Here is an 18806-nt window from a genome sequence, read left to right on the forward strand (position 1 = left end):
GGACGACCCGGCGGAAGACGGTCGACAGTTCCGAGGGTCCCGGTTTGACCCACCAGTGTGCGGCCCCGTAGCCTTGCACCTCGGCGTGTTTCCATGCGCGCCCACCCCTGAGCACATCCCTCGTGACGGATCCGTCCGTCAGGAGAGGCCGCTCATCCTTCCGGATCGCCGCAGGTTTCGGCCTGCGCGAGCGGCTGGCATCAGGGGACCCGTTCCGAGTGAGAGAGAGATCCGCGTGTACGCCATCGTGCGCAGCGGTGGCCGCCAGCACAAGGTTGCTGTCGGTGACATCGTTGAGGTTGACAAGATTTCCACTGCCAAGGTTGGCGACACGGTCGAGCTCTCGACCCTGCTCGTGGTCGACGGCGACGCCGTGACCAGCGACCCGTGGGTGCTTGCCGGGATCAAGGTCCAGGCCGAGGTCGTGGACCACCACAAGGGCGCGAAGATCGACATCCTTCGCTACAAGAACAAGACCGGCTACCGCCGTCGCCAGGGTCACCGTCAGCAGTACACGGCGATCAAGGTCACCGGTATCCCCGCGGCTGCGAAGTAAGGGACTGAGGAGACATGGCACACAAGAAGGGCGCATCGTCCACCCGGAACGGGCGCGATTCCAACGCTCAGCGGCTCGGCGTCAAGCGCTTCGGCGGCCAGGCCGTCAACGCCGGTGAGATCCTGGTCCGCCAGCGCGGCACTCACTTCCACCCGGGCACGGGCGTCGGCCGTGGCGGCGACGACACGCTGTTCGCTCTCGCCGCTGGTGCGGTGCAGTTCGGCACCCACCGTGGCCGCAAGGTCGTGAACATCGTTCCGATCGCCGAGTAATTTCGGCGCTCGTCGAGCGGTTTCTGCGGAGGCGGACCTCACTTCCCGTACGGGAAGCGGGTCCGCCTTTCGCGTGTTTCTCCTGTGAGAGACAGCTCCTGTCCCCAGCGGGACACCCTGAGCTTTGAGTCATTTCTGCATGTAAGTAACTGGAGGTTCCAACCATGACCACCTTCGTGGACCGCGTCGAGCTGCATGCCGCCGCGGGTAACGGAGGCCACGGCTGTGCCTCCGTTCACCGTGAGAAGTTCAAGCCGCTCGGCGGTCCCGACGGCGGCAACGGCGGCCGTGGCGGCGATGTGACCCTGGTCGTCGACCAGGACGTCACCACGCTTCTCGACTACCACCACAGCCCCCACCGCAAGGCCACCAACGGGCAGCCCGGTGCGGGCGACAACCGTTCCGGCAAGGACGGCCAGGACCTGATCCTGCCCGTTCCCGACGGCACGGTCGTCCTCGACAAGGACGGCAACGTGCTCGCCGACCTGGTCGGCCAGGGCACCACGTTCGTGGCCGGACAGGGCGGCCGTGGCGGCCTCGGCAACGCCGCACTCGCCTCCGCCCGCCGCAAGGCCCCCGGCTTCGCGCTGCTCGGCGAGCCGGGCGAGTCCCGGGACATCGTCCTGGAGCTCAAGACCGTCGCCGACGTCGCACTGGTGGGCTACCCGAGCGCGGGCAAGTCCTCGCTCATCTCCGTCCTGTCCGCGGCCAAGCCGAAGATCGCCGACTACCCGTTCACCACGCTCGTCCCGAACCTGGGCGTGGTCACCGCGGGCGGCACCGTCTACACCATCGCCGACGTGCCCGGGTTGATCCCCGGCGCCAGCCAGGGCAAGGGCCTCGGCCTGGAGTTCCTGCGGCACGTCGAGCGCTGCTCGGTTCTCGTGCACGTACTGGACACCGCGACGCTGGAGTCCGACCGCGACCCGGTCTCCGACCTCGACATCATCGAGGAGGAGCTGAAGCAGTACGGCGGACTCGAGGACCGGCCCCGCATCGTCGTCCTCAACAAGATCGACATCCCGGACGGCCAGGACCTCGCCGACATGATCCGCCCGGAGCTCGAGGCGCGTGGCTACCGCGTCTTCGAGGTGTCCGCCGTCGCACACATCGGCCTGAAGGAGCTCTCCTTCGCGCTCGCCGGTGTGATCGCCGAGGCGCGCGCCGCCAAGCCGGTGGAGGAGGCGACCCGCATCGTCATCCGCCCGAAGGCCGTGGACGACGCGGGCTTCACCGTCACGCTGGAGGAGGACGGCATCTACCGGGTGCGCGGCGAGAAGCCGGAGCGCTGGGTCCGCCAGACCGACTTCAACAACGACGAGGCCGTCGGCTATCTCGCCGACCGGCTCAACCGGCTCGGGGTCGAGGACGAGCTGATGAAGGCCGGTGCCCGGGCGGGCGACGGCGTGGCCATCGGCGCCGAGGACAACGCGGTCGTCTTCGACTGGGAGCCGACCATGGCGGCGGGCGCGGAGATGCTCGGCCGGCGCGGCGAGGACCACCGCCTCGAAGCCCCCCGTCCGGCGGCCCAGCGCCGTCGCGACCGCGAGGCGGAGCGTGACGAGGTGCAGCGCGAGTTCGACGAGTTCAACCCGTTCTAGAGTTCGACGAGTTCGGCCCGTTCCGGATGACGGGTTCAGCCCGTTCCGGACGGGTCACACAGGGTGTGGCGGGTCGCGGTGGCAGATCTGTACCGGCGGCCCGCCCCTGTGGTGACCCTGCACCCGGAGTCGCCGCCTGTCGCGGCCAGTGGCCAGAAATCCCGCTCATGGGTGGTTCATACCGCCCAACCGTGTGGTGTCGGTCACCCGGCAGGGAGGCGCCGATTCCGGCATTCGCCCTGATCGCAAGGCAACGGCAGGTGTCCACGGGGCGTGCGGCAGCCGACGTTCACCTTGCGAGACGGTAACGGAGAGTGCAACCATCGCTGTGTCTCCCAGCCCTCGCAAGGTAGGTCGTCTGTGTCTGCTCAGCACATAGCTAAAGCCCGAACCACAGCAGTCGTGCTCGCCGGCGGTACCGGCCAGCGCGTGGGGCTGTCGATCCCCAAGCAGCTGCTGAAGATCGCAGGCAAGGCTGTCATCGAGCACACGCTGTCGATCTTCCAGCAGGCCGACTCCATCGACGACATCATCGTTCTGATGGCGCCGGGCTATGTGCCCGACGTCGAGAAGATCATCGCCAAGGCCGGCCTGACCAAGGTCACCCAGGTGATCGAGGGCGGCGCCACGCGCAACGAGACCACCGAGCGCGCCATCGCGGCCCTCGGCGAGGGCCTGGCCGAGGGCGAGGACCGCAATGTTCTCTTCCACGACGCCGTGCGCCCCTTGCTGTCGCAGCGCGTCATCCAGGACTGCGTGGACGCCCTGGACCGCTACCAGGCCGTCGACGTCGCCATCCCGTCCGCGGACACGATCATCGTGACCCGCACCCACGGCGGTGACGGCGAGTTCATCACCGACGTGCCCGACCGGTCCCGGCTGCGCCGTGGCCAGACGCCGCAGGCCTTCAAGCTCTCCACGATCCGCCGCGCCTACGAGGTCGCCGCGGGCGACCCGAACTTCCAGGCCACCGACGACTGCTCGGTCGTACTGAAGTACCTCCCCGACGTGCCGATCTACGTCGTGGCGGGCGACGAGTACAACATGAAGGTCACCCAGCCGGTCGACGTCTTCATCGCGGACAAGCTCTTCCAGCTGGCCTCGACGGCCGTCCCGCAGCCGGCCGACGACGCCGCCTACCGCGAACTGCTCACCGGCAAGACCCTGGTCGTCTTCGGCGGCTCGTACGGGATCGGCGCGGACATCGCGACGCTCGCCGAGTCCTACGGCGCCAACGTCTACGCCCTGGGCCGCTCCACCACCGGTACGCACGTGGAGAACCCCGAGCACGTCGACGAGGCTCTCTCCAAGGCTTACGCGGACACCGGCCGCGTCGACTACGTGATCAACACCGCGGGCGTGCTGCGCATCGGCAAGCTGGCCGAGACGGACAGCGCAACCATCCAGGAAGCGCTGAACGTCAACTACCTGGCGCCCGTGCAGATCGCCCGCGCCTCGTACAAATACCTCGTGGAGACCAAGGGCCAGCTGCTGCTCTACACCTCCAGCAGCTACACCCGCGGACGCGCGGAGTACAGCCTCTATTCGTCGACCAAGGCCGCCATGGTCAACCTGACCCAGGCGCTCTCGGACGAGTGGGCGGGCGACGGAGTGAGGGTGAACTGCGTGAACCCCGAGCGCACCGCGACCCCGATGCGCACCAAGGCGTTCGGTGACGAGCCCGCGGGCACGCTGCTCTCCTCCGAGGCGGTCGCCCGCACCTCGCTCGACGTCCTGCTCTCCGAGATGACCGGCCACGTCATCGACGTACGTCAGCAGGACCCGACCCGTGGTGCATCCGAGGCATCCGGCTTCGAACAGGCGCTTGCCGCTGTCCTGGATCGGCAGGCGGATGTGTAATACTGCTTGACAATCGACTATTCGGACCCCTGTTGTCGCTCGCGCGAACCGCAGGGGTCCGAATTCGTGAAGCTCTTCTTCACATTTCCCTCGTAAGGTAAAAAAGTCGGCACCCTTTTCGGAAGCGGTACTTCGTGATTTCGAAAGCCATTCGCTTGGCTCGTGTGGGCAGCGGTTCGGAGCTGGCCGCCGCGCTCCTCATGGCTCTGGGGTTCCCGTGCATAATGCTCGCGGCGATAATCCCCAATCTGTGGTTCTTCATCGTGGCAGCAGCGGCGACGTACGTGGCGGACCGGTATCTGCACAACTGCGGCAGCTACCTGATCAACCGCCTGGCCGCCGTCCGAGCCGGGCTCTCGATCCGCTTCCTGGTGCGCCAGCTCCTGTTGATCCTGCTGCTCTCCCGCATGGGATACGGCGAGGAGACGCTCTTCTACGTGACGATCGCCTGCCTGCTGGCCTTTTACGGTCTCCAGGCGCCGCAGGGCGCGATGGTCGCCCTCATCCGGCTGCGCCGCAAGCTTCCGGTGGTCACCCTCAACGTCGACCTCGAAGCCGCGCGGATTCCGGACGCCCCGCCGCAGCTGCTGATGAACCGGGCTGCGGAGAAGATGCTGCATCTGGACGTCTTCGCGATGGTCGGCGTCCTGGCCGCGATCGAGACCGGCAGGCACGGGCTCGCCTACGTGGGACTCGGGCTCACGCTCGTCCTCGCGGTCGGCTATCTGGCGGCGCTCCTTCCCCATGTCCGGCCGAGCCGCCTCGCGCCGCCCGACGCCAAGGTGCTCAAGGCCGTGGGCGACTGGCTCGGTGAGTACCAGCCGACGGTGATGCTGTACTTCTCCGGCTCGAAGGAATCGGCCTATCAGGTCAACATGTGGCTGGAAACGATGGGGCAGCTCGGTGGCCGGCCGCTCATCCTGCTGCGGGAGCGCATCATGGTGCCGCAGCTGAACACGACCTCGGTGCCGGTGCTCTGCGTACCCGGTGGCGTGCACCTGATGAACCTGAACCTGTCGTCGGTGCGGGTTGCCCTCTACGCCGCCAACGTCGGCAAGAACATCCACCTGCTGCGGGTGCCGACCATGAAGCACGTCTTCATCGGCCACGGCGACAGCGACAAGCTCGCCAGCGTCAACCCGTACAGCAAGGTCTACGACGAGGTGTGGACCGCGGGCCGGGCCGGCCGCGACCGTTATGCGCTGGCCGACGTCGGCGTACGGGACGAGGACATCATCGAGGTGGGCCGTCCCCAGCTGGCCACCATCAAGCCGTGGACCGGCGCGCCGAAGAACCCGATCCCGACCGTGCTGTACGCGCCCACCTGGGAGGGCTGGGACGACAACCCGGGGAACACCTCGCTGCTGCTGGCCGGCGAGAACATCGTCCGGCGGCTGCTGGAGGCCGAGCCGCCGGTCCGGCTGCTGTACAAGCCGCACCCCTTCACCGGCACCCGAAGCCGTGCGGCCAAGGCCGTGCATCTGCGCATCACCGCGATGATCGAGGAGGCCGCCGCCAAGCGTGCCACCGACCCGCGTTGGGCGACGGAATCGGCCGCCCTGCAAGGCGAGCGCGCCGCGGCGCAGTCCGAGCTGGCCCGCATCGAGGTGCAGCTGGCCGCGGAGCCGAGCGGCGGCCGTGTGGCCCGGGACGAGGCGGAGCTCTCCCGGGACTCGCTCGCGGACCCGGCGCGCGAGGCCGAGACCGCGAAGCTGAAGGACGAGTGGAACGCCGCGTTCTGGCGCTCGCTGGGCTGGTGGGAGCACAAGGTCATCTCCGGCTCCCAGATGCGTCTGTACGACTGCTTCAACGAGTCGGACGGCATGGTCTCGGACATCTCCAGCGTGGTGTCCGACTTCATCGCGAGCGGCAAGCCGTACGCGGTCACGGACTCCGCCGAGCTGGGCGAGGACGAGTTCCGTCGGCAGAACACCGCGGTGCGTGCCGCAGTGATCCTCTCCAATGCGGCGACCGAGCTGGATGCCCTTCTCGGCGCGGTGGTCGACGAGAGTGCGGACACGCTGGCGGACGCCCGGCGTGAGCTGAAGCGGTATCTGCTCGGCCCGGACGAGCCCACGTCCATCGTGCAGTTCGACGCGGCCGTGACGGCGCTCGCCGCCAAGTCGGAAGCGCGGAACAGCGGTGTGGCGATCAGCATGGGCGAGCCCGTGAACGGCTGAAAAGCGCCGCAACCCATACAGGTTCACCAAGGCCCGGTAAAGACCCTGAGGGGATTTGCCGGGCCTTTGTGATGAGCGTCACCATTCACGTGTCGAGTGTCGGACAACCAACGGGTGGCTTCGGCTGTCTTCTGTGGGTGTGAACGAGATGCAAATTCCTGACGTGACGGTGATCGTCGGAGCGTATGAGGCAATGCCGTACCTCGTACGCTGTCTCGAATCCGTGGAGTCCCAGACCATCGGCGCCGGCCGGATCGAAATCGTCGCGGTCGACGACGGTTCGACCGATGGCACCGGCGAATACCTGGAAGAATTCGCCGCCCGCTCCGCGGTGCCGACGACAGTCGTGCGTCAGGCGAACTCCGGCGGCCCGAGCGGCCCGCGCAACGTGGGGCTCGGCATGGCGCGCGGCCGCTATGTCTTCTTCCTCGACGCCGACGACTACTTCGGCGACGAGGCCCTGGAGCGGATGGTCGCCACGGCCGACCGGGCCGGCACCGATGTGGTGCTCGGAAAGGTGGTCGGCGTCAACCGGGGAGCGCCCCAGTCGATGTGGAACGCCACCAAGGACCGGGTCGACGTATACAACTCCAAGGTCATATACACGCTGAGTGCGCAGAAGCTCTTCCGGCGGGAATTGCTGGAACGGCTCGAGCTGCGATTCGACGAAGATCTCCGGACCGGCGAGGACGCCCTGTTCACCCTGGAGGCCTATCTGCGAGGCGCCGGGGTCTCCGTGATCTCCGACTACGTCTGCTATTACCTGGTCGGCCGCGACGACGGAAAGCACGTCACCAAGAGCGGCACCTATGAATGGCGCTTCGATTCCATGCGGGCGATGATGGAGCTCATTCACCGGCTCGAACCCGCAGGTCCGAAGCGTGATTTTCTGATGGTCCGGCCCTTCACGGTCGGCATGCTGCAGCAGTTCGGTCCCCGTGTGCTCAAGGAGTCGCCGGAGGTGCGTCGCCACAAGATGGAGCTTGCGGCGCCCCTGATGGACGCGTATTGGAACGACGGCGTGGCCCGGCGGATCAAGGTGGCCGAGCGGCTGCGGCTCGCCTGCGTCGCCAAGGGTCGTACCGATCTGCTCGTCGACCACCTGGAGTTCCTCCGGGCGAAGACCGTTCCGGACGTGATCCGTTCGCGCGCGGGCGACAAGCTCTATCTCGCGTACCCGCACTTCCGTGACCGGTCGGCCGGGCTCCCCGACTCCGTTTTCGAGGTCACCGTGCCCGACTGGCACGGCGGCAAGCGCATCGAGCAGCCCGCGGCCGTGGCTCGCCGGGCGTCGCTCTCCCGGCGGGTGGCGCGCCGTATGCGCAGGGACGTCCGGCGCTTGAAGTCGCGCCTGAGCGCGGGCTGACGGCCGCTCGACCCGCGGATTTCCCCCGAATCGCAGGGGAATTCTCAGTAAAATCGCCCAGAAGGTCGCGCCGCGCGACAGGACCGACATCTCACCATGAGGACTGGTCACGTGAAGGCTCTCGTACTGTCCGGAGGGGCGGGCACCCGCCTCCGCCCCATCACGCACACCTCGGCCAAACAGCTGGTCCCCGTGGCGAACAAGCCGGTGCTGTTCTACGGCCTGGAAGCGATCGCGGAGGCCGGCATCACCGAAGTCGGCATCATCGTGGGCGACACGGCCGAGGAGATCCGCGAGGCGGTCGGCGACGGTTCCCGGTTCGGCCTCGATGTCACCTACATCCCGCAGGCCGAGCCGCTCGGGCTCGCGCACGCGGTGCTGATCGCCCGCGACTTCCTGGGCGACGACGACTTCGTGATGTACCTCGGTGACAACTTCATCGTCGGCGGGATCGCCGGTCTGGTCGAGGAGTTCCGCGCGGACCGGCCCGAGGCCCAGATCCTGCTGACCCGGGTGCCCAATCCGACCGCGTTCGGCGTCGCCGAACTCGACGGCGACGGCCGGGTGGTGGCCCTGGAGGAGAAGCCGAAGAGGCCCAAGAGCGATCTTGCGCTCGTCGGCGTCTATCTCTTCACACCCGCCGTCCACGAGGCCGTGCGTTCGATCCAGCCTTCCTGGCGCGGCGAATTGGAGATCACGCACGCCATCCAGTGGCTGATCGACCAGCGGCGCGACGTCCGCTCCACCACCATCCGCGGGTACTGGAAGGACACCGGCAACGTCACCGACATGCTGGAGGTCAACCGGACCGTGCTGGAGACCGTCGAGCCGTCCGTCGAGGGCGCCGACGTCGACGACGACAGCGAGATCATCGGCCGGGTCCGGATCGAGGCGGGCGCCAAGGTCACCGGCAGCCGGATCGTCGGCCCCGTGATCATCGGTGCGGGATCGGTGATCAGCGGAGCGTACGTCGGCCCGTTCACCTCGATCGCGCAGAACTGCCGGATCGAGGACAGCGAGATCGAATACTCCATCGTTCTGCAGGGCGCCTCCATCGCCGGTGTCCGGCGCGTCGAGGCCTCGCTCATCGGCCATGACGTCGAAGTGACGCCCGCGCCCCGATCCCCGTCCGCCCACCGACTCGTGCTCGGCGACCACAGCAAGGTGCAGATCTCCTCATGACGACCGACATCCTGGTGACCGGAGGGGCCGGTTTCATCGGTTCGCACTACGTCCGTACGGTGCTCGGCCCGCAGGGGCCCGGCGATGTCGCCGTCACCGTGCTCGACAAGCTCACCTACGCGGGCAACCCGGCCAATCTCGACGAGGTCCGCGAGCACCCCGGCTTCGCCTTCGTGCAGGGCGACATCTGCGACGCCGAGCTGGTCTCCAAGCTGATGGCCGAGCACGACGAGGTGGTGCACTTCGCCGCCGAGTCGCATGTGGACCGGTCCATCGACGGCGGTGCCGAGTTCGTCCGTACGAATGTGGTGGGCACCCACACCCTGATCCACGCCGCACACCTGGCGGGCATCAAGACCTTCGTGCACATCTCGACGGACGAGGTCTACGGCTCGATCGACGAGGGCTCCTGGCCCGAGACCGACCCGCTGGCGCCCAACTCGCCGTACTCCGCGGCCAAGGCGTCCAGCGACCTGATCGCCCTCTCGTACCACCGCACCCACGGCCTCGATGTGCGGGTGACCCGCTGCTCCAACAACTACGGGCACCACCACTTCCCCGAGAAGGTCATCCCGCTGTTCGTCACGAACCTGCTGGACGGCAGGACGGTCCCGCTGTACGGAGACGGCGCCAACGTCCGCGACTGGCTACACATCGACGACCACGTCCAGGGCATCGAACTGGTCCGCGCGAAGGGCCGGGCCGGCGAGGTGTACAACATCGGCGGCGGCACGGAGCTCTCCAACAAGGAACTCACCGGCCTGCTGCTGGACGCCTGCGGCGCCGACTGGGACACCAGCGTCACCTACGTCGAGGACCGCAAGGGCCACGACCGCCGCTACTCCGTCGACTGCACGAAGATCCGCGAGGAGCTCGGCTACGAGCCCCGCAAGGACTTCCGCACGGGACTCGCGGAAACCGTGCAGTGGTACCGCGACAACCGTGCCTGGTGGGAGCCGCTGAAGAGCAGGGCCGCCCTGTGAGCGCCACCTGGCTGGTGACCGGAGCCGCCGGGATGCTAGGCCAGGACGTCCTGGCCCGGCTCGCCGGCGAGGGCCTCACCGCGGTCGCCGCCGACCGCGCGGCCATGGACATTGCCGACCCCGCCTCGGTGCGGGCGGGCTTCGAGCGGCACCGCCCCGCCGTTGTCGTGAACTGCGCCGCCTGGACCGCCGTCGACGACGCCGAGTCCCAGGAGGACGCGGCGCTGCGGGTCAACGGCACGGGCCCGGAGGTCCTTGCCGCCGCCTGCCGCGCATACGGCTCGGTCCTCCTCCAGGTCTCGACCGACTACGTCTTCGCCGGGGACGCCGAGAAGCCGTACCCGGAGGACGCCGCGACCGGCCCGCGCAGCGCCTACGGGCGGACCAAACTGGCGGGGGAGCGTGCGGTCCTGGAGATCCTTCCGGACACCGGTTACGTCGTCCGCACCGCCTGGCTGTACGGCGCGGGCGGCCCCAACTTCGTCCGTACGATGATCAAACTGGAGGGGGTCAAGGACACCCTCGACGTGGTCGACGACCAGCGCGGACAACCCACCTGGACCGCCGACCTGGCAGGCCTGCTGGTCCGGCTCGGGCAGGCCGCCCTGGCAGGGACCGCCCCCGCGGGCGTCTACCACGGCACCAGCGGCGGTGAGACGACCTGGTTCGGCTTCACCCGGGAGATCTTCCGGCTCCTGGGCGCCGACCCGGCGCGCGTCCGCCCCACCACCAGCGACGCCTTCGTCCGGCCGGCGCCCCGGCCCGCGTTCAGCGTGCTCGGGCACGACTGCTGGGCGGCGGCCGGAATGGAACCGGTCCGCGACTGGCGGGAGGCGCTGGCGGAGGCATTTCCGGCACTGCTCCGAGCGGAACGCCCTTGATCAATCCGATGATCGCACCGCTAACCGCCCGCCAACTGGTCTCCTGCATTCGGCTCGCGGGAGACCCCAGGTGTTAACACTGGAAGAACGCTTACGCCACAGTGCATTCATAGGGTAACTTCGCCGGGAATCGGACCAGTTGATTTCTGTCGAAGGGCCGCTCCACGTGAACCGCCATGAGTTTCTGCGTCACATGCACCGTGTCTACCGGCCCCGGAACTATCTGGAGATCGGGGTCAACGACGGCAGGAGCCTGGCCCTTTCGCGGGTGCCCTCCGTCGCCGTCGACCCGGCCTTCCGCGTGGTGACGGACATCAGCTGCGACGTCCACCTGGTCAAGGCGACGAGCGACGCCTTCTTCGCCCGCAAGGACCCGCTGATCCACCTGCGCAACGGCCGCAACCCGTTCCGCGCACTCGCCCGCCGGGACCCGCTCAATGCGCTCGGCGGGGACCCCAAGCTGGAACTCTCCTTCATCGACGGCATGCATCTCTTCGAGTACGCGTTGCGCGACTTCATGAACGTCGAACGGCATTCCCGCTGGTCGAGCGTGATCGTTCTCGACGACATGCTGCCGCGCAATGTCGACGAGGCGGCCCGGGACCGGCACACCAAATTCTGGACCGGCGATGTCTACAAGGTGGTGCAGGTGCTGCGCCGTTACCGCCCCGACCTGGTGGTCGTCGAGATCGATACGGCACCGACCGGAGTGGTCGCCGTGTTCGGTGCCGATCCGGAGAGCGACATTCTGAAGAACGCGTACGACAAGATCATCGAGGAATACGTCGTACCCGATCCGCAGGATGTGCCCGAAGAGGTGCTGGTGCGCAAGACCGCAGTCCGGCCCGAGACGCTGCTCGGAGCCGACTTCTGGCCCGCGCTGACCCGGGCCCGCAATCTGCGCCGTCCCCGCTCGGCGTTCACGTCGCTGCGCGGGCGTATCGAAGCCGTCGCGGGCTGAGCCCGCGCGGACGGAGAAGCCCCCGTGATCCCTCCCGGACCACGGGGGCTTTCGCTGCGCTGCCGCCCGTTCAGCCCCGGGCGCGCAGCTGCGCGTAGTACGCCCGGCACGCTTCGTACGAAGGAAGCAGGCCCTGCTTCTCGGCCTCGGCCAGCGAAGGGGCGGCGGCGTCCTTCTCCGAGAGCAGCGGGGTGATGCCCTCGGGCCACTCGATCGACAGCTCCGGGTCGAGCGGGTCGATGCCGTGTTCACGACCGGGCGCGTACCCCTCGGAGCACAGATAGACGACCGTCGCGTCGTCCGTCAGCGCCATGAACGAGTGTCCGAGCCCCTCGGCGAGGTAGACCGCGTGATGGTCCATGTCGTCGAGGCGTACGGCCTCCCACTGCTTGTACGTGGGGGAGCCGACCCGGATGTCCACGATGACGTCGAGCACCGCGCCGCGCACGCATTTGACGTACTTCGCCTGGCTCGGCGGCACATCGGCGAAGTGGATACCGCGCAGCGTGCCGCGGCGGGAGACCGAGAAATTGGCCTGGGCGAGCTGCAGACCGTGGCCTGCGGCCTCGCTGAGCTCGGAGGCCCTGAACCACTCGTGGAAGCTGCCGCGACTGTCCGGGAAGACCTTGGGCTCATGCACCCAGGCGCCTTCGAGAGAGAGCTGCCGCATGCGATCACGTCCTTGTTCCGTGCTGGCTGAGGGGGTGGTCCGGGATCCCGGATCAGCTGGTGAATCGGGCGGCCAGGCGACGCGCCCGCTTGCGGCCGCCGGGCGGGAGCCTGCGGACGAGCGGGCCGCCGACCGTGCGCAGCGCCCGCCGCAGTGCCGCCCTCCGGCGCTTCGTGCCGACCTCCGCCATGATCGCGGCGTCGACCTCGGGCAGGGCCGGGTCGAGGTGGATCCGGCCGCGGCCGCCGACGGTGACGTCGCAGAGCGGGAGCGCGGGGCCGTCCTCGCCGTCGAGCCGGACCGAGAGCTTCCAGTTGCCCGTCGCGACGCCCCGCGCACGTCCGGGCACCGTCAGATGGGCGCGGCCCTCGGTGGGGTGCAGCGAGGTCCGTACCGTGCGGACGGCGCCGGTTGTCCCGTCGGCCGGGCTCAGGACCAGCTGGGCGCCGGAGATGGCGGTGGCAGCCGTGGTGAAGAGGTCCAGCCGCAGCTCCGGCCGGCTGCCCGGTGTCCGCAGCACCGGACGTCCCGCGAGATGGTCGGCCAGCTTCTTGCTGCGGCGGGCGACATCGAGCGTGAGGTTGCCGTGCGGATCGGTGAAGTACGGGATGACAGCGCGCGCCGGGGACCCGAGGGAGGCGGGCAGACAGGCGGCGTCCACGCCTTCGGCACGGTCGGCGCCGAGCCGGGCCTTGCGGACCAGACCCAGTCCGCGCAGTGGCACCCAGACGTCCCAGAAGCCGCGCGACACCCGTCCGCGGCCCTTGACCGCCTCGGCGGACAGATGACCGCTGCCGTGCAGGACGACTTCGCAGACGTCGTCTCCGAGCTCTTCCATCTCCGTGGTGAACGTCGCGGGGCAGGGCCACTCGACGGCCGTCTCGCGGTTGCGGAGCGAGAGTTCGGCGGAGAAGCCGTCGAGGTCGTCGGTGATGTCCAGCAGTCCGCCGTCGGCCTGCAGCCCGTCGGCGAGCTCGGGGTGCAGGTAGTAGCGGCCCTCGCGGCGCAGCAGCCGTACCGGGGCCCGGTCCTCGCCGTGGACCAGCCGGGCGCTGACGGTGATCGCGATCCTGCCGTCCGGCTGCCAGGCGAACGTCTCCAGCTGTGCCGCCGCCGTGACGGACGAGGCGAAGCGCGCGATGCGGAGGAGACCCTGCCGGTCGTTCTCGCGCAGCAGCGTCGACCGCGCCCGCAGGACCGGACCCATGCCGTCGTGTACTCCGTCGCCCATGAAGTCCGTGGCCAGCGGCCGGATGGCGTCGCACATCTGGTCGTAGAACTCCGGCTGGTAGCGCAGCACCGCCGGCTCGCTGAGCCGGCTGAGCATCTCGACGCGGTAGAAGCGGCGCAGCAGCCGGTCCCGGAATTCTCCCGGCTTCGTATGGGCCATGACGACGTCGAGGACCTCGCGGAGGTTCCCGTAGTAGCCGGACGGCACGATCCTCGTCGATCCGGCGTTCTTGCCGTCGTCCCGCTTCGAGTAGTAGTAGCAGGTGTACGTGCCCAGGATGGAGACGACCTTGGCCGGGAAGTACGCCTGCATCATGTAGAGCTGGTCCTCCAGGCGGCGCTTCCCCTCGGGGTAGGCGATGCCGTTCTCACGGAGGAATTCCGTACGGAACATCTTGTGCGGCGTGAGGCTGTCGTACAGCGGGGCGTCGTGCAGGGTGCACTTCTCGCGGTTCGTCTTGAACACGCCGTGCGGGACGCCGCGGAAGTTGCTGGCCACCTTGCCGATGACAATGTCCGAGCCGTTGCGGCGGCCCATGTCGTACAGCCGTTCCAGGGCGCCGGAAGCGAGATGGTCGTCCTGGTCCAGGAACTGGACGTATTCACCCTTTGCCTCGGCCACCCCGACGTTGCGGGGCTTTCCCGGCCAGCCGGAATTCGGGATGGTGATCACCCGGAAATGCGGATGTTCCGCGGCCAGCTGCTTGAGGCGGTCAGGAGTGTCGTCCGTCGACCCGTCGTTGACGAAGAGGACTTCGAACTCCCGTGCCGGTAGGGTCTGCCGCAGGAGCGAGTCGATGCAGGGTTCGATGAACCTGCCCGGGTTGTATACCGGAATGACGACACTTACTTTAACTGGCATCGCTACTGTCCCATGGCTGATAGAGGCCCTGTGAGCCGGCGGCGGGTGCGGGTCCGCGCGCTGCGGAGAACGGCGATACAGCACCGCCTGCCGTGCACCCTATCGACTGTTAGATGGACGGCGTGGCCGGATGGTTGCCCAGGGCGGTGGTCGATGATTCGGCTACCGAACGGTGCGTACGGATTTGCGAATCATCTGATCTGACCGCTTCCGCTCCGGCGCTCCTCAGGGCAACCGGTCTCCGCTCAATGGCCGAAAGGGGAGAGTGGAGTCCGATTATCGGGAACGCCTGTTCGGTCCGCGCCCCACGCGGCTCGCGTACCCTGACGGCGAGCAGGCGCAGCCGACGGCGAGGACGGGGACAGTGCACGTGGCAGGGGTAAGGCAGGGCGTGACCGAGGCGCGCAGGATCGTGGTCAAGGTCGGTTCCTCGTCCCTCACCACCGCGGCCGGAGGCCTGGACGCCGACCGGGTCGACGCACTCGTCGATGTGCTCGCCAAGGTCAGGAGCGGCGGGGAGAAGGAGATCGTCCTCGTCTCCTCCGGCGCCATCGCGGCCGGACTCGCCCCGCTCGGCCTGGTGCGCCGGCCCAAGGACCTGGCCAGGCAGCAGGCCGCGGCCAGCGTCGGCCAGGGGCTGCTCGTCGCCCGCTACACCGCCTCCTTCGCGCGGTACGGCGTACGCGTCGGCCAGGTGCTGCTGACCAGCAACGACACGAGCCGCCGCGCCCACTACCGCAACGCCTACCGCACCCTGGACCAGCTCCTGGAGATGGGCGCGCTCGCGGTCGTCAACGAGAACGACACCGTGGCCACCGACGAGATCCGGTTCGGCGACAACGATCGGCTCGCCGCGCTCGTCGCCCACCTCGTCCGCGCCGACCTGCTGGTCCTCCTCTCCGACGTCGACGGTCTCTACGACGGCGACCCCAGCACCCCCGGCACCACACGCATCGCCGAGGTGACGGGCCCCGCCGACCTGGAGGGCGTCACCATCGGCAGCGCCGGAAAGGCGGGCGTCGGCACCGGCGGCATGGTCACCAAGGTCGAAGCCGCCCGGATCGCCACGGCCGCCGGGGTGCCGGTCGTGCTGACCTCCGCGAGCCGCGCCGCCGACGCCCTCGCGGGCCGCGACACCGGTACGTACTTCCACCGCACCGGACGCCGCTCGGCCGACCGGTTGCTCTGGCTGGCCCACGCCTCCACCCCGCAGGGATGGCTGACCCTGGACGACGGGGCCGTACGGGCCGTCGTCGAGCGCCACAGCTCGCTCCTGCCGGCCGGGATCGCCGCGGTCGAGGGCGAGTTCACCGCGGGGGACCCGGTGGAACTGCGCGACCTGCGCGGCCGCCCCGTGGCCCGCGGACTCGTCAACTTCGACGCCAAGGAGATTCCGCAACTGCTCGGGCGCTCCACCCGTGACCTGGCACGCGAGCTCGGGCCGGCGTACGAGCGCGAGGTCGTACACAGGGACGATCTGGTCCTCCTGCACCACTGACCTGCCCCCTGAATCAGCCGAAAAGTCCGGACTTCCGGCGGAGACCTTCATGAAAACCGCCCCACGCCCGGCCCTGGACTGGTCAACTTTGTAACGGGGACACAGCGGGGTACAGCACAGCAACGCATTCACAGGAGGCCGCCGGTGAGACGAGCGCGCCCGGGGGCGCCGCCCCGAGGAACGGGTGGCCGCACCCTGACCAGCGTCGGAGCAGGTGCCGGTTTCGACGGGAACCGGCCCGCGGACAGGACCGTCGACAGGGCCACCGACGAAACCACAGGCCCCGAGCCGGTGGGGGCGAAGGAGGAACGCACCCAGTCGAAGCTGTGGCACATCACGCTCAGCGTCTCGGGCACCGAGACTCCGCTGAAGGAGGTCAGACGCGGTCTGGAACAGCTCGCGCACGACCACCCCTTCCTGCTGACCAGCCGGTACGCCAACGACCACGCGGAGATCCGCTACTGGGAGGAGGCCCGCGATCTGCACGACGCGGCGGCGGTCGCGCTGCGGCTGTGGGGCGAGCACCGCTCCAGCGCCAAACTGCCGCCCTGGGAGATCGTCGGCCTGGAGGTCATCGACCGGGAGACGTACCACCAGCGGATCGCCGAGGGATACGGGCCGCCGCCGGCTGCACCGGTCGGCGTCCACCCGTACTGAACCGGCCCGTCCTGAGACGGTCGTCTCGCATCACGGGATACGTGAGGGATGCCCGCAGTGTGCGCACTACCCTGCGGGCATGACCACGCTTTCGCCGTACGACAACATGTCCCCGGTCGCCCAGGCCGCCTACCGGGCACGCTCTGCCGCCGCCGACATCGCGCCACTGCCGCGTGCGGCCAAGGACGACGCGCTGCTGGCGATCGCGGACGCGCTGGAAGTGCGGACGATCGAGATCGTCGAGGCCAACGCCGAGGACGTCGCCCGCGCCCGCGAGGCAGGCACCAGCGAGTCGATCGTCGACCGGCTCACCCTCACCCCCGAGCGGATCCGGGCCATCGCCGCCGATGTGCGACACGTGGCGGCCCTGCCCGACCCGGTCGGCGAAGTGGTGCGCGGCTCGACCCTGCCCAACGGCATCGACCTGCGCCAGGTCCGGGTGCCGCTCGGCGTCGTCGGGATCATCTACGAGGCCCGGCCCAATGTGACGGTGGACGCCGCGGCGCTCTGCCTGAAGGCCGGCAACGCCGTCCTGCTGCGCGGCTCGTCGTCCGCGTACGCCTCCAACACCGCACTCGTCCGGGTGGTGCGCGACGCGGTCGGAGGTTCCGGGCTGCCGGCCGACGCGGTGCAGCTGGTGCCGGGCGAGAGTCGAGACTCGGTGCGTGAACTGATGCGGGCCCGCGGTCTCGTCGACGTACTGATCCCGCGCGGCGGCGCCTCGCTGATCCGTACGGTCGTGGAGGAATCGACGGTTCCGGTCATCGAGACCGGAACCGGCAACTGCCACGTGTACGTGGACGCGCAGACCGACCTCGACATGGCCGTCGAGATCCTGATCAACTCCAAGGCCCAGCGTCCGAGCGTCTGCAACTCCGCCGAGACGCTGCTGGTCCACAAGGACATCGCCGCGGAGTTCCTGCCCCGGGCCCTGGACGCGCTGGCCGACGCAGGGGTGACGGTCCACGGTGACGAGCGGGTACTGGAGTACGCCGACGGGTCCAAGGCCACCGTCGTGGCGGCGACGCCCGAGGACTGGGAGACCGAGTACCTCTCGTACGACATCGCGGCAGCCGTCGTCGAATCGTTGGACGCGGCGGTGGCACACATCCGGCTCTGGTCCTCGGGCCACACCGAGGCGATCGTCACCACCTCGCAGGCCGCCGCCCGCCGGTTCACCCAACTGGTGGATTCCACGACGGTGGCCGTAAATGCATCCACCCGGTTCACCGACGGCGGGCAGTTCGGGTTCGGTGCGGAAATCGGGATCTCCACGCAGAAGCTGCATGCCAGGGGCCCGATGGGGCTGCCGGAGCTGACCTCGACGAAGTACATCGTGACCGGTGACGGTCACGTTCGGTGATCACCGGCCCCGGCGATTTTGCGCTCTCCCTGCCCAAATCGACCCGTCGGGGCTACGCTGAAGCTGTGCCGGACGACGTGGGGGGCAGGCCGTTCCCGGACGGCTGGGAGCCCGACGACGACCGCGGGGGCGCGGATGAGGACTTCGCCTCCGTGGTGTTCGACGAGGACTTCGTCCGGGCCGCCGAGTTTCATGAACCCACCGCGGTGGAGCGGCTGTTGGCCGCTGCTGAGGCGCGCGCCGAGGCCGAGGCGGCCCGAGCCCGCGCAGGTGGCGGCCCCGGCGACGACGATTTCTTCGACGACGGGTACGGCCCGGGCGGCGGCTACGGCCGCGGAAGCCCCTACGGCGACCCGATGGACCCCGACGGGCTGGGCGACTACGACAACAGCCCCTACGGGCGCCACGGCGGAACCCTGCGCCCCTACCGAGGTGCCGCACGCTGGCACCGGCCGGTGGCCTGGCTGCTCGCGCTGCTGATGGGCATCGGCATGGTCGCGCTGGCCTTCAGCGCGGTCTACCGGGGCGCCTCGGCCAACCGGCAGGACCAGGTGCCGCCGCCCGCCTCGACCGGTGTGGACAGCGCACCGGGTGTCGATGCCGCCCCGTCCTCCCCCTCCGGCTATTCCCGGCCTGCGGTCTCCGCGGTGCCGCGCACGCCCTGAAGCGAAGTCGCCCCGGCGC

At 69.0% G+C, this 18806-nt stretch carries 16 protein-coding genes; 14 read left to right on the plus strand and 2 right to left on the minus strand.

The window, feature by feature from the left end:
- Nucleotides 1–235: 235 nt before the first annotated feature.
- The 10 genes from rplU to OG972_RS27245 all read left to right on the plus strand — a co-directional run bounded on the left by rplU (nt 236) and on the right by OG972_RS27245 (nt 11842).
- The gene (gene rplU / locus OG972_RS27200) at nt 236–556 is read left to right on the plus strand and encodes a 50S ribosomal protein L21 (RefSeq protein WP_042812502.1); all 321 of its coding nucleotides are present in this window, start codon (nt 236–238) and stop codon (nt 554–556) included.
- A gap of 14 nt (nt 557–570) precedes the next feature.
- Nucleotides 571–828 (plus strand): 50S ribosomal protein L27, encoded by a 258-nt coding sequence (gene rpmA / locus OG972_RS27205; RefSeq protein WP_116211787.1) that lies wholly within the window; start codon nt 571–573, stop codon nt 826–828.
- A 164-nt stretch (nt 829–992) separates the two neighbouring features.
- Complete coding sequence (gene obgE / locus OG972_RS27210; RefSeq protein ID WP_266985726.1) at nt 993–2429, plus strand: GTPase ObgE; 1437 nt, start codon at nt 993–995, stop codon at nt 2427–2429.
- Between the two features lie 360 nt (nt 2430–2789).
- Nucleotides 2790–4289: a bifunctional cytidylyltransferase/SDR family oxidoreductase gene (locus OG972_RS27215; protein WP_266985728.1), complete on the plus strand. Its 1500-nt coding sequence runs from the start codon at nt 2790–2792 to the stop codon at nt 4287–4289.
- Between the two features lie 134 nt (nt 4290–4423).
- Complete coding sequence (locus tag OG972_RS27220; protein WP_266985730.1) at nt 4424–6469, plus strand: hypothetical protein; 2046 nt, start codon at nt 4424–4426, stop codon at nt 6467–6469.
- A gap of 148 nt (nt 6470–6617) precedes the next feature.
- Nucleotides 6618–7835 carry a glycosyltransferase family 2 protein gene (locus tag OG972_RS27225; RefSeq protein ID WP_266990735.1) on the plus strand — a complete coding sequence of 406 codons (1218 nt, stop codon included), beginning with the start codon at nt 6618–6620 and terminating at the stop codon, nt 7833–7835.
- A gap of 111 nt (nt 7836–7946) precedes the next feature.
- On the plus strand, nt 7947–9017 hold the full coding sequence (locus OG972_RS27230) for a glucose-1-phosphate thymidylyltransferase (protein WP_266985732.1): 1071 nt from the start codon (nt 7947–7949) through the stop codon (nt 9015–9017).
- A complete protein-coding gene (gene rfbB / locus OG972_RS27235) occupies nt 9014–10000 on the plus strand; it encodes a dTDP-glucose 4,6-dehydratase (RefSeq protein WP_266985734.1) in 987 nt (328 codons plus the stop codon). Before OG972_RS27230 ends, rfbB begins: the two co-directional genes overlap by 4 nt.
- Nucleotides 9997–10881 carry a dTDP-4-dehydrorhamnose reductase gene (gene rfbD / locus OG972_RS27240; protein WP_266985736.1) on the plus strand — a complete coding sequence of 295 codons (885 nt, stop codon included), beginning with the start codon at nt 9997–9999 and terminating at the stop codon, nt 10879–10881. Before rfbB ends, rfbD begins: the two co-directional genes overlap by 4 nt.
- Before the next feature lie 166 nt (nt 10882–11047).
- Complete coding sequence (locus OG972_RS27245; RefSeq protein ID WP_266985738.1) at nt 11048–11842, plus strand: class I SAM-dependent methyltransferase; 795 nt, start codon at nt 11048–11050, stop codon at nt 11840–11842.
- Nucleotides 11843–11912: 70 nt separating this feature from the next.
- On the opposite strand, the gene rfbC is transcribed toward OG972_RS27245, so the two are convergent.
- Both rfbC and OG972_RS27255 read right to left on the minus strand, forming a co-directional pair.
- Nucleotides 11913–12512 carry a dTDP-4-dehydrorhamnose 3,5-epimerase gene (gene rfbC / locus OG972_RS27250; protein WP_266985740.1) on the minus strand — a complete coding sequence of 200 codons (600 nt, stop codon included), beginning with the start codon at nt 12510–12512 and terminating at the stop codon, nt 11913–11915.
- A gap of 52 nt (nt 12513–12564) precedes the next feature.
- Complete coding sequence (locus OG972_RS27255) at nt 12565–14604, minus strand: glycosyltransferase family A protein (protein WP_266985742.1); 2040 nt, start codon at nt 14602–14604, stop codon at nt 12565–12567.
- Between the two features lie 391 nt (nt 14605–14995).
- Here OG972_RS27255 and proB point away from each other — a divergent pair, with 391 nt between their 5' ends.
- The 4 genes from proB to OG972_RS27275 all read left to right on the plus strand — a co-directional run bounded on the left by proB (nt 14996) and on the right by OG972_RS27275 (nt 18787).
- Nucleotides 14996–16102 carry a glutamate 5-kinase gene (gene proB / locus OG972_RS27260; RefSeq protein WP_266990737.1) on the plus strand — a complete coding sequence of 369 codons (1107 nt, stop codon included), beginning with the start codon at nt 14996–14998 and terminating at the stop codon, nt 16100–16102.
- 144 nt (nt 16103–16246) lie between these two features.
- Nucleotides 16247–16759 (plus strand): hypothetical protein, encoded by a 513-nt coding sequence (locus tag OG972_RS27265; protein ID WP_266985744.1) that lies wholly within the window; start codon nt 16247–16249, stop codon nt 16757–16759.
- 79 nt (nt 16760–16838) lie between these two features.
- Nucleotides 16839–18122: a glutamate-5-semialdehyde dehydrogenase gene (locus OG972_RS27270; RefSeq protein WP_266985746.1), complete on the plus strand. Its 1284-nt coding sequence runs from the start codon at nt 16839–16841 to the stop codon at nt 18120–18122.
- Between the two features lie 65 nt (nt 18123–18187).
- The gene (locus tag OG972_RS27275; RefSeq protein ID WP_266985748.1) at nt 18188–18787 is read left to right on the plus strand and encodes a hypothetical protein; all 600 of its coding nucleotides are present in this window, start codon (nt 18188–18190) and stop codon (nt 18785–18787) included.
- The last annotated feature ends 19 nt before the right edge of the window (nt 18788–18806 follow it).

This window comes from Streptomyces sp. NBC_01669 (assembly GCF_026339735.1).
Taxonomy (GTDB): domain Bacteria; phylum Actinomycetota; class Actinomycetes; order Streptomycetales; family Streptomycetaceae; genus Streptomyces; species Streptomyces yanii.

Coding starts and splice junctions, on each gene's coding strand:
- rpmA (WP_116211787.1), top strand. CDS start 571: ATGGCACACAAGAAGGGCGCATCGTCCACCCGGAACGGGCGCGATTCC.
- obgE (WP_266985726.1), top strand. CDS start 993: ATGACCACCTTCGTGGACCGCGTCGAGCTGCATGCCGCCGCGGGTAAC.
- OG972_RS27225 (WP_266990735.1), top strand. CDS start 6,618: ATGCAAATTCCTGACGTGACGGTGATCGTCGGAGCGTATGAGGCAATG.
- rfbB (WP_266985734.1), top strand. CDS start 9,014: ATGACGACCGACATCCTGGTGACCGGAGGGGCCGGTTTCATCGGTTCG.
- rfbC (WP_266985740.1), bottom strand. CDS start 12,512: ATGCGGCAGCTCTCTCTCGAAGGCGCCTGGGTGCATGAGCCCAAGGTC.
- OG972_RS27255 (WP_266985742.1), bottom strand. CDS start 14,604: ATGCCAGTTAAAGTAAGTGTCGTCATTCCGGTATACAACCCGGGCAGG.
- OG972_RS27270 (WP_266985746.1), top strand. CDS start 16,839: ATGACCACGCTTTCGCCGTACGACAACATGTCCCCGGTCGCCCAGGCC.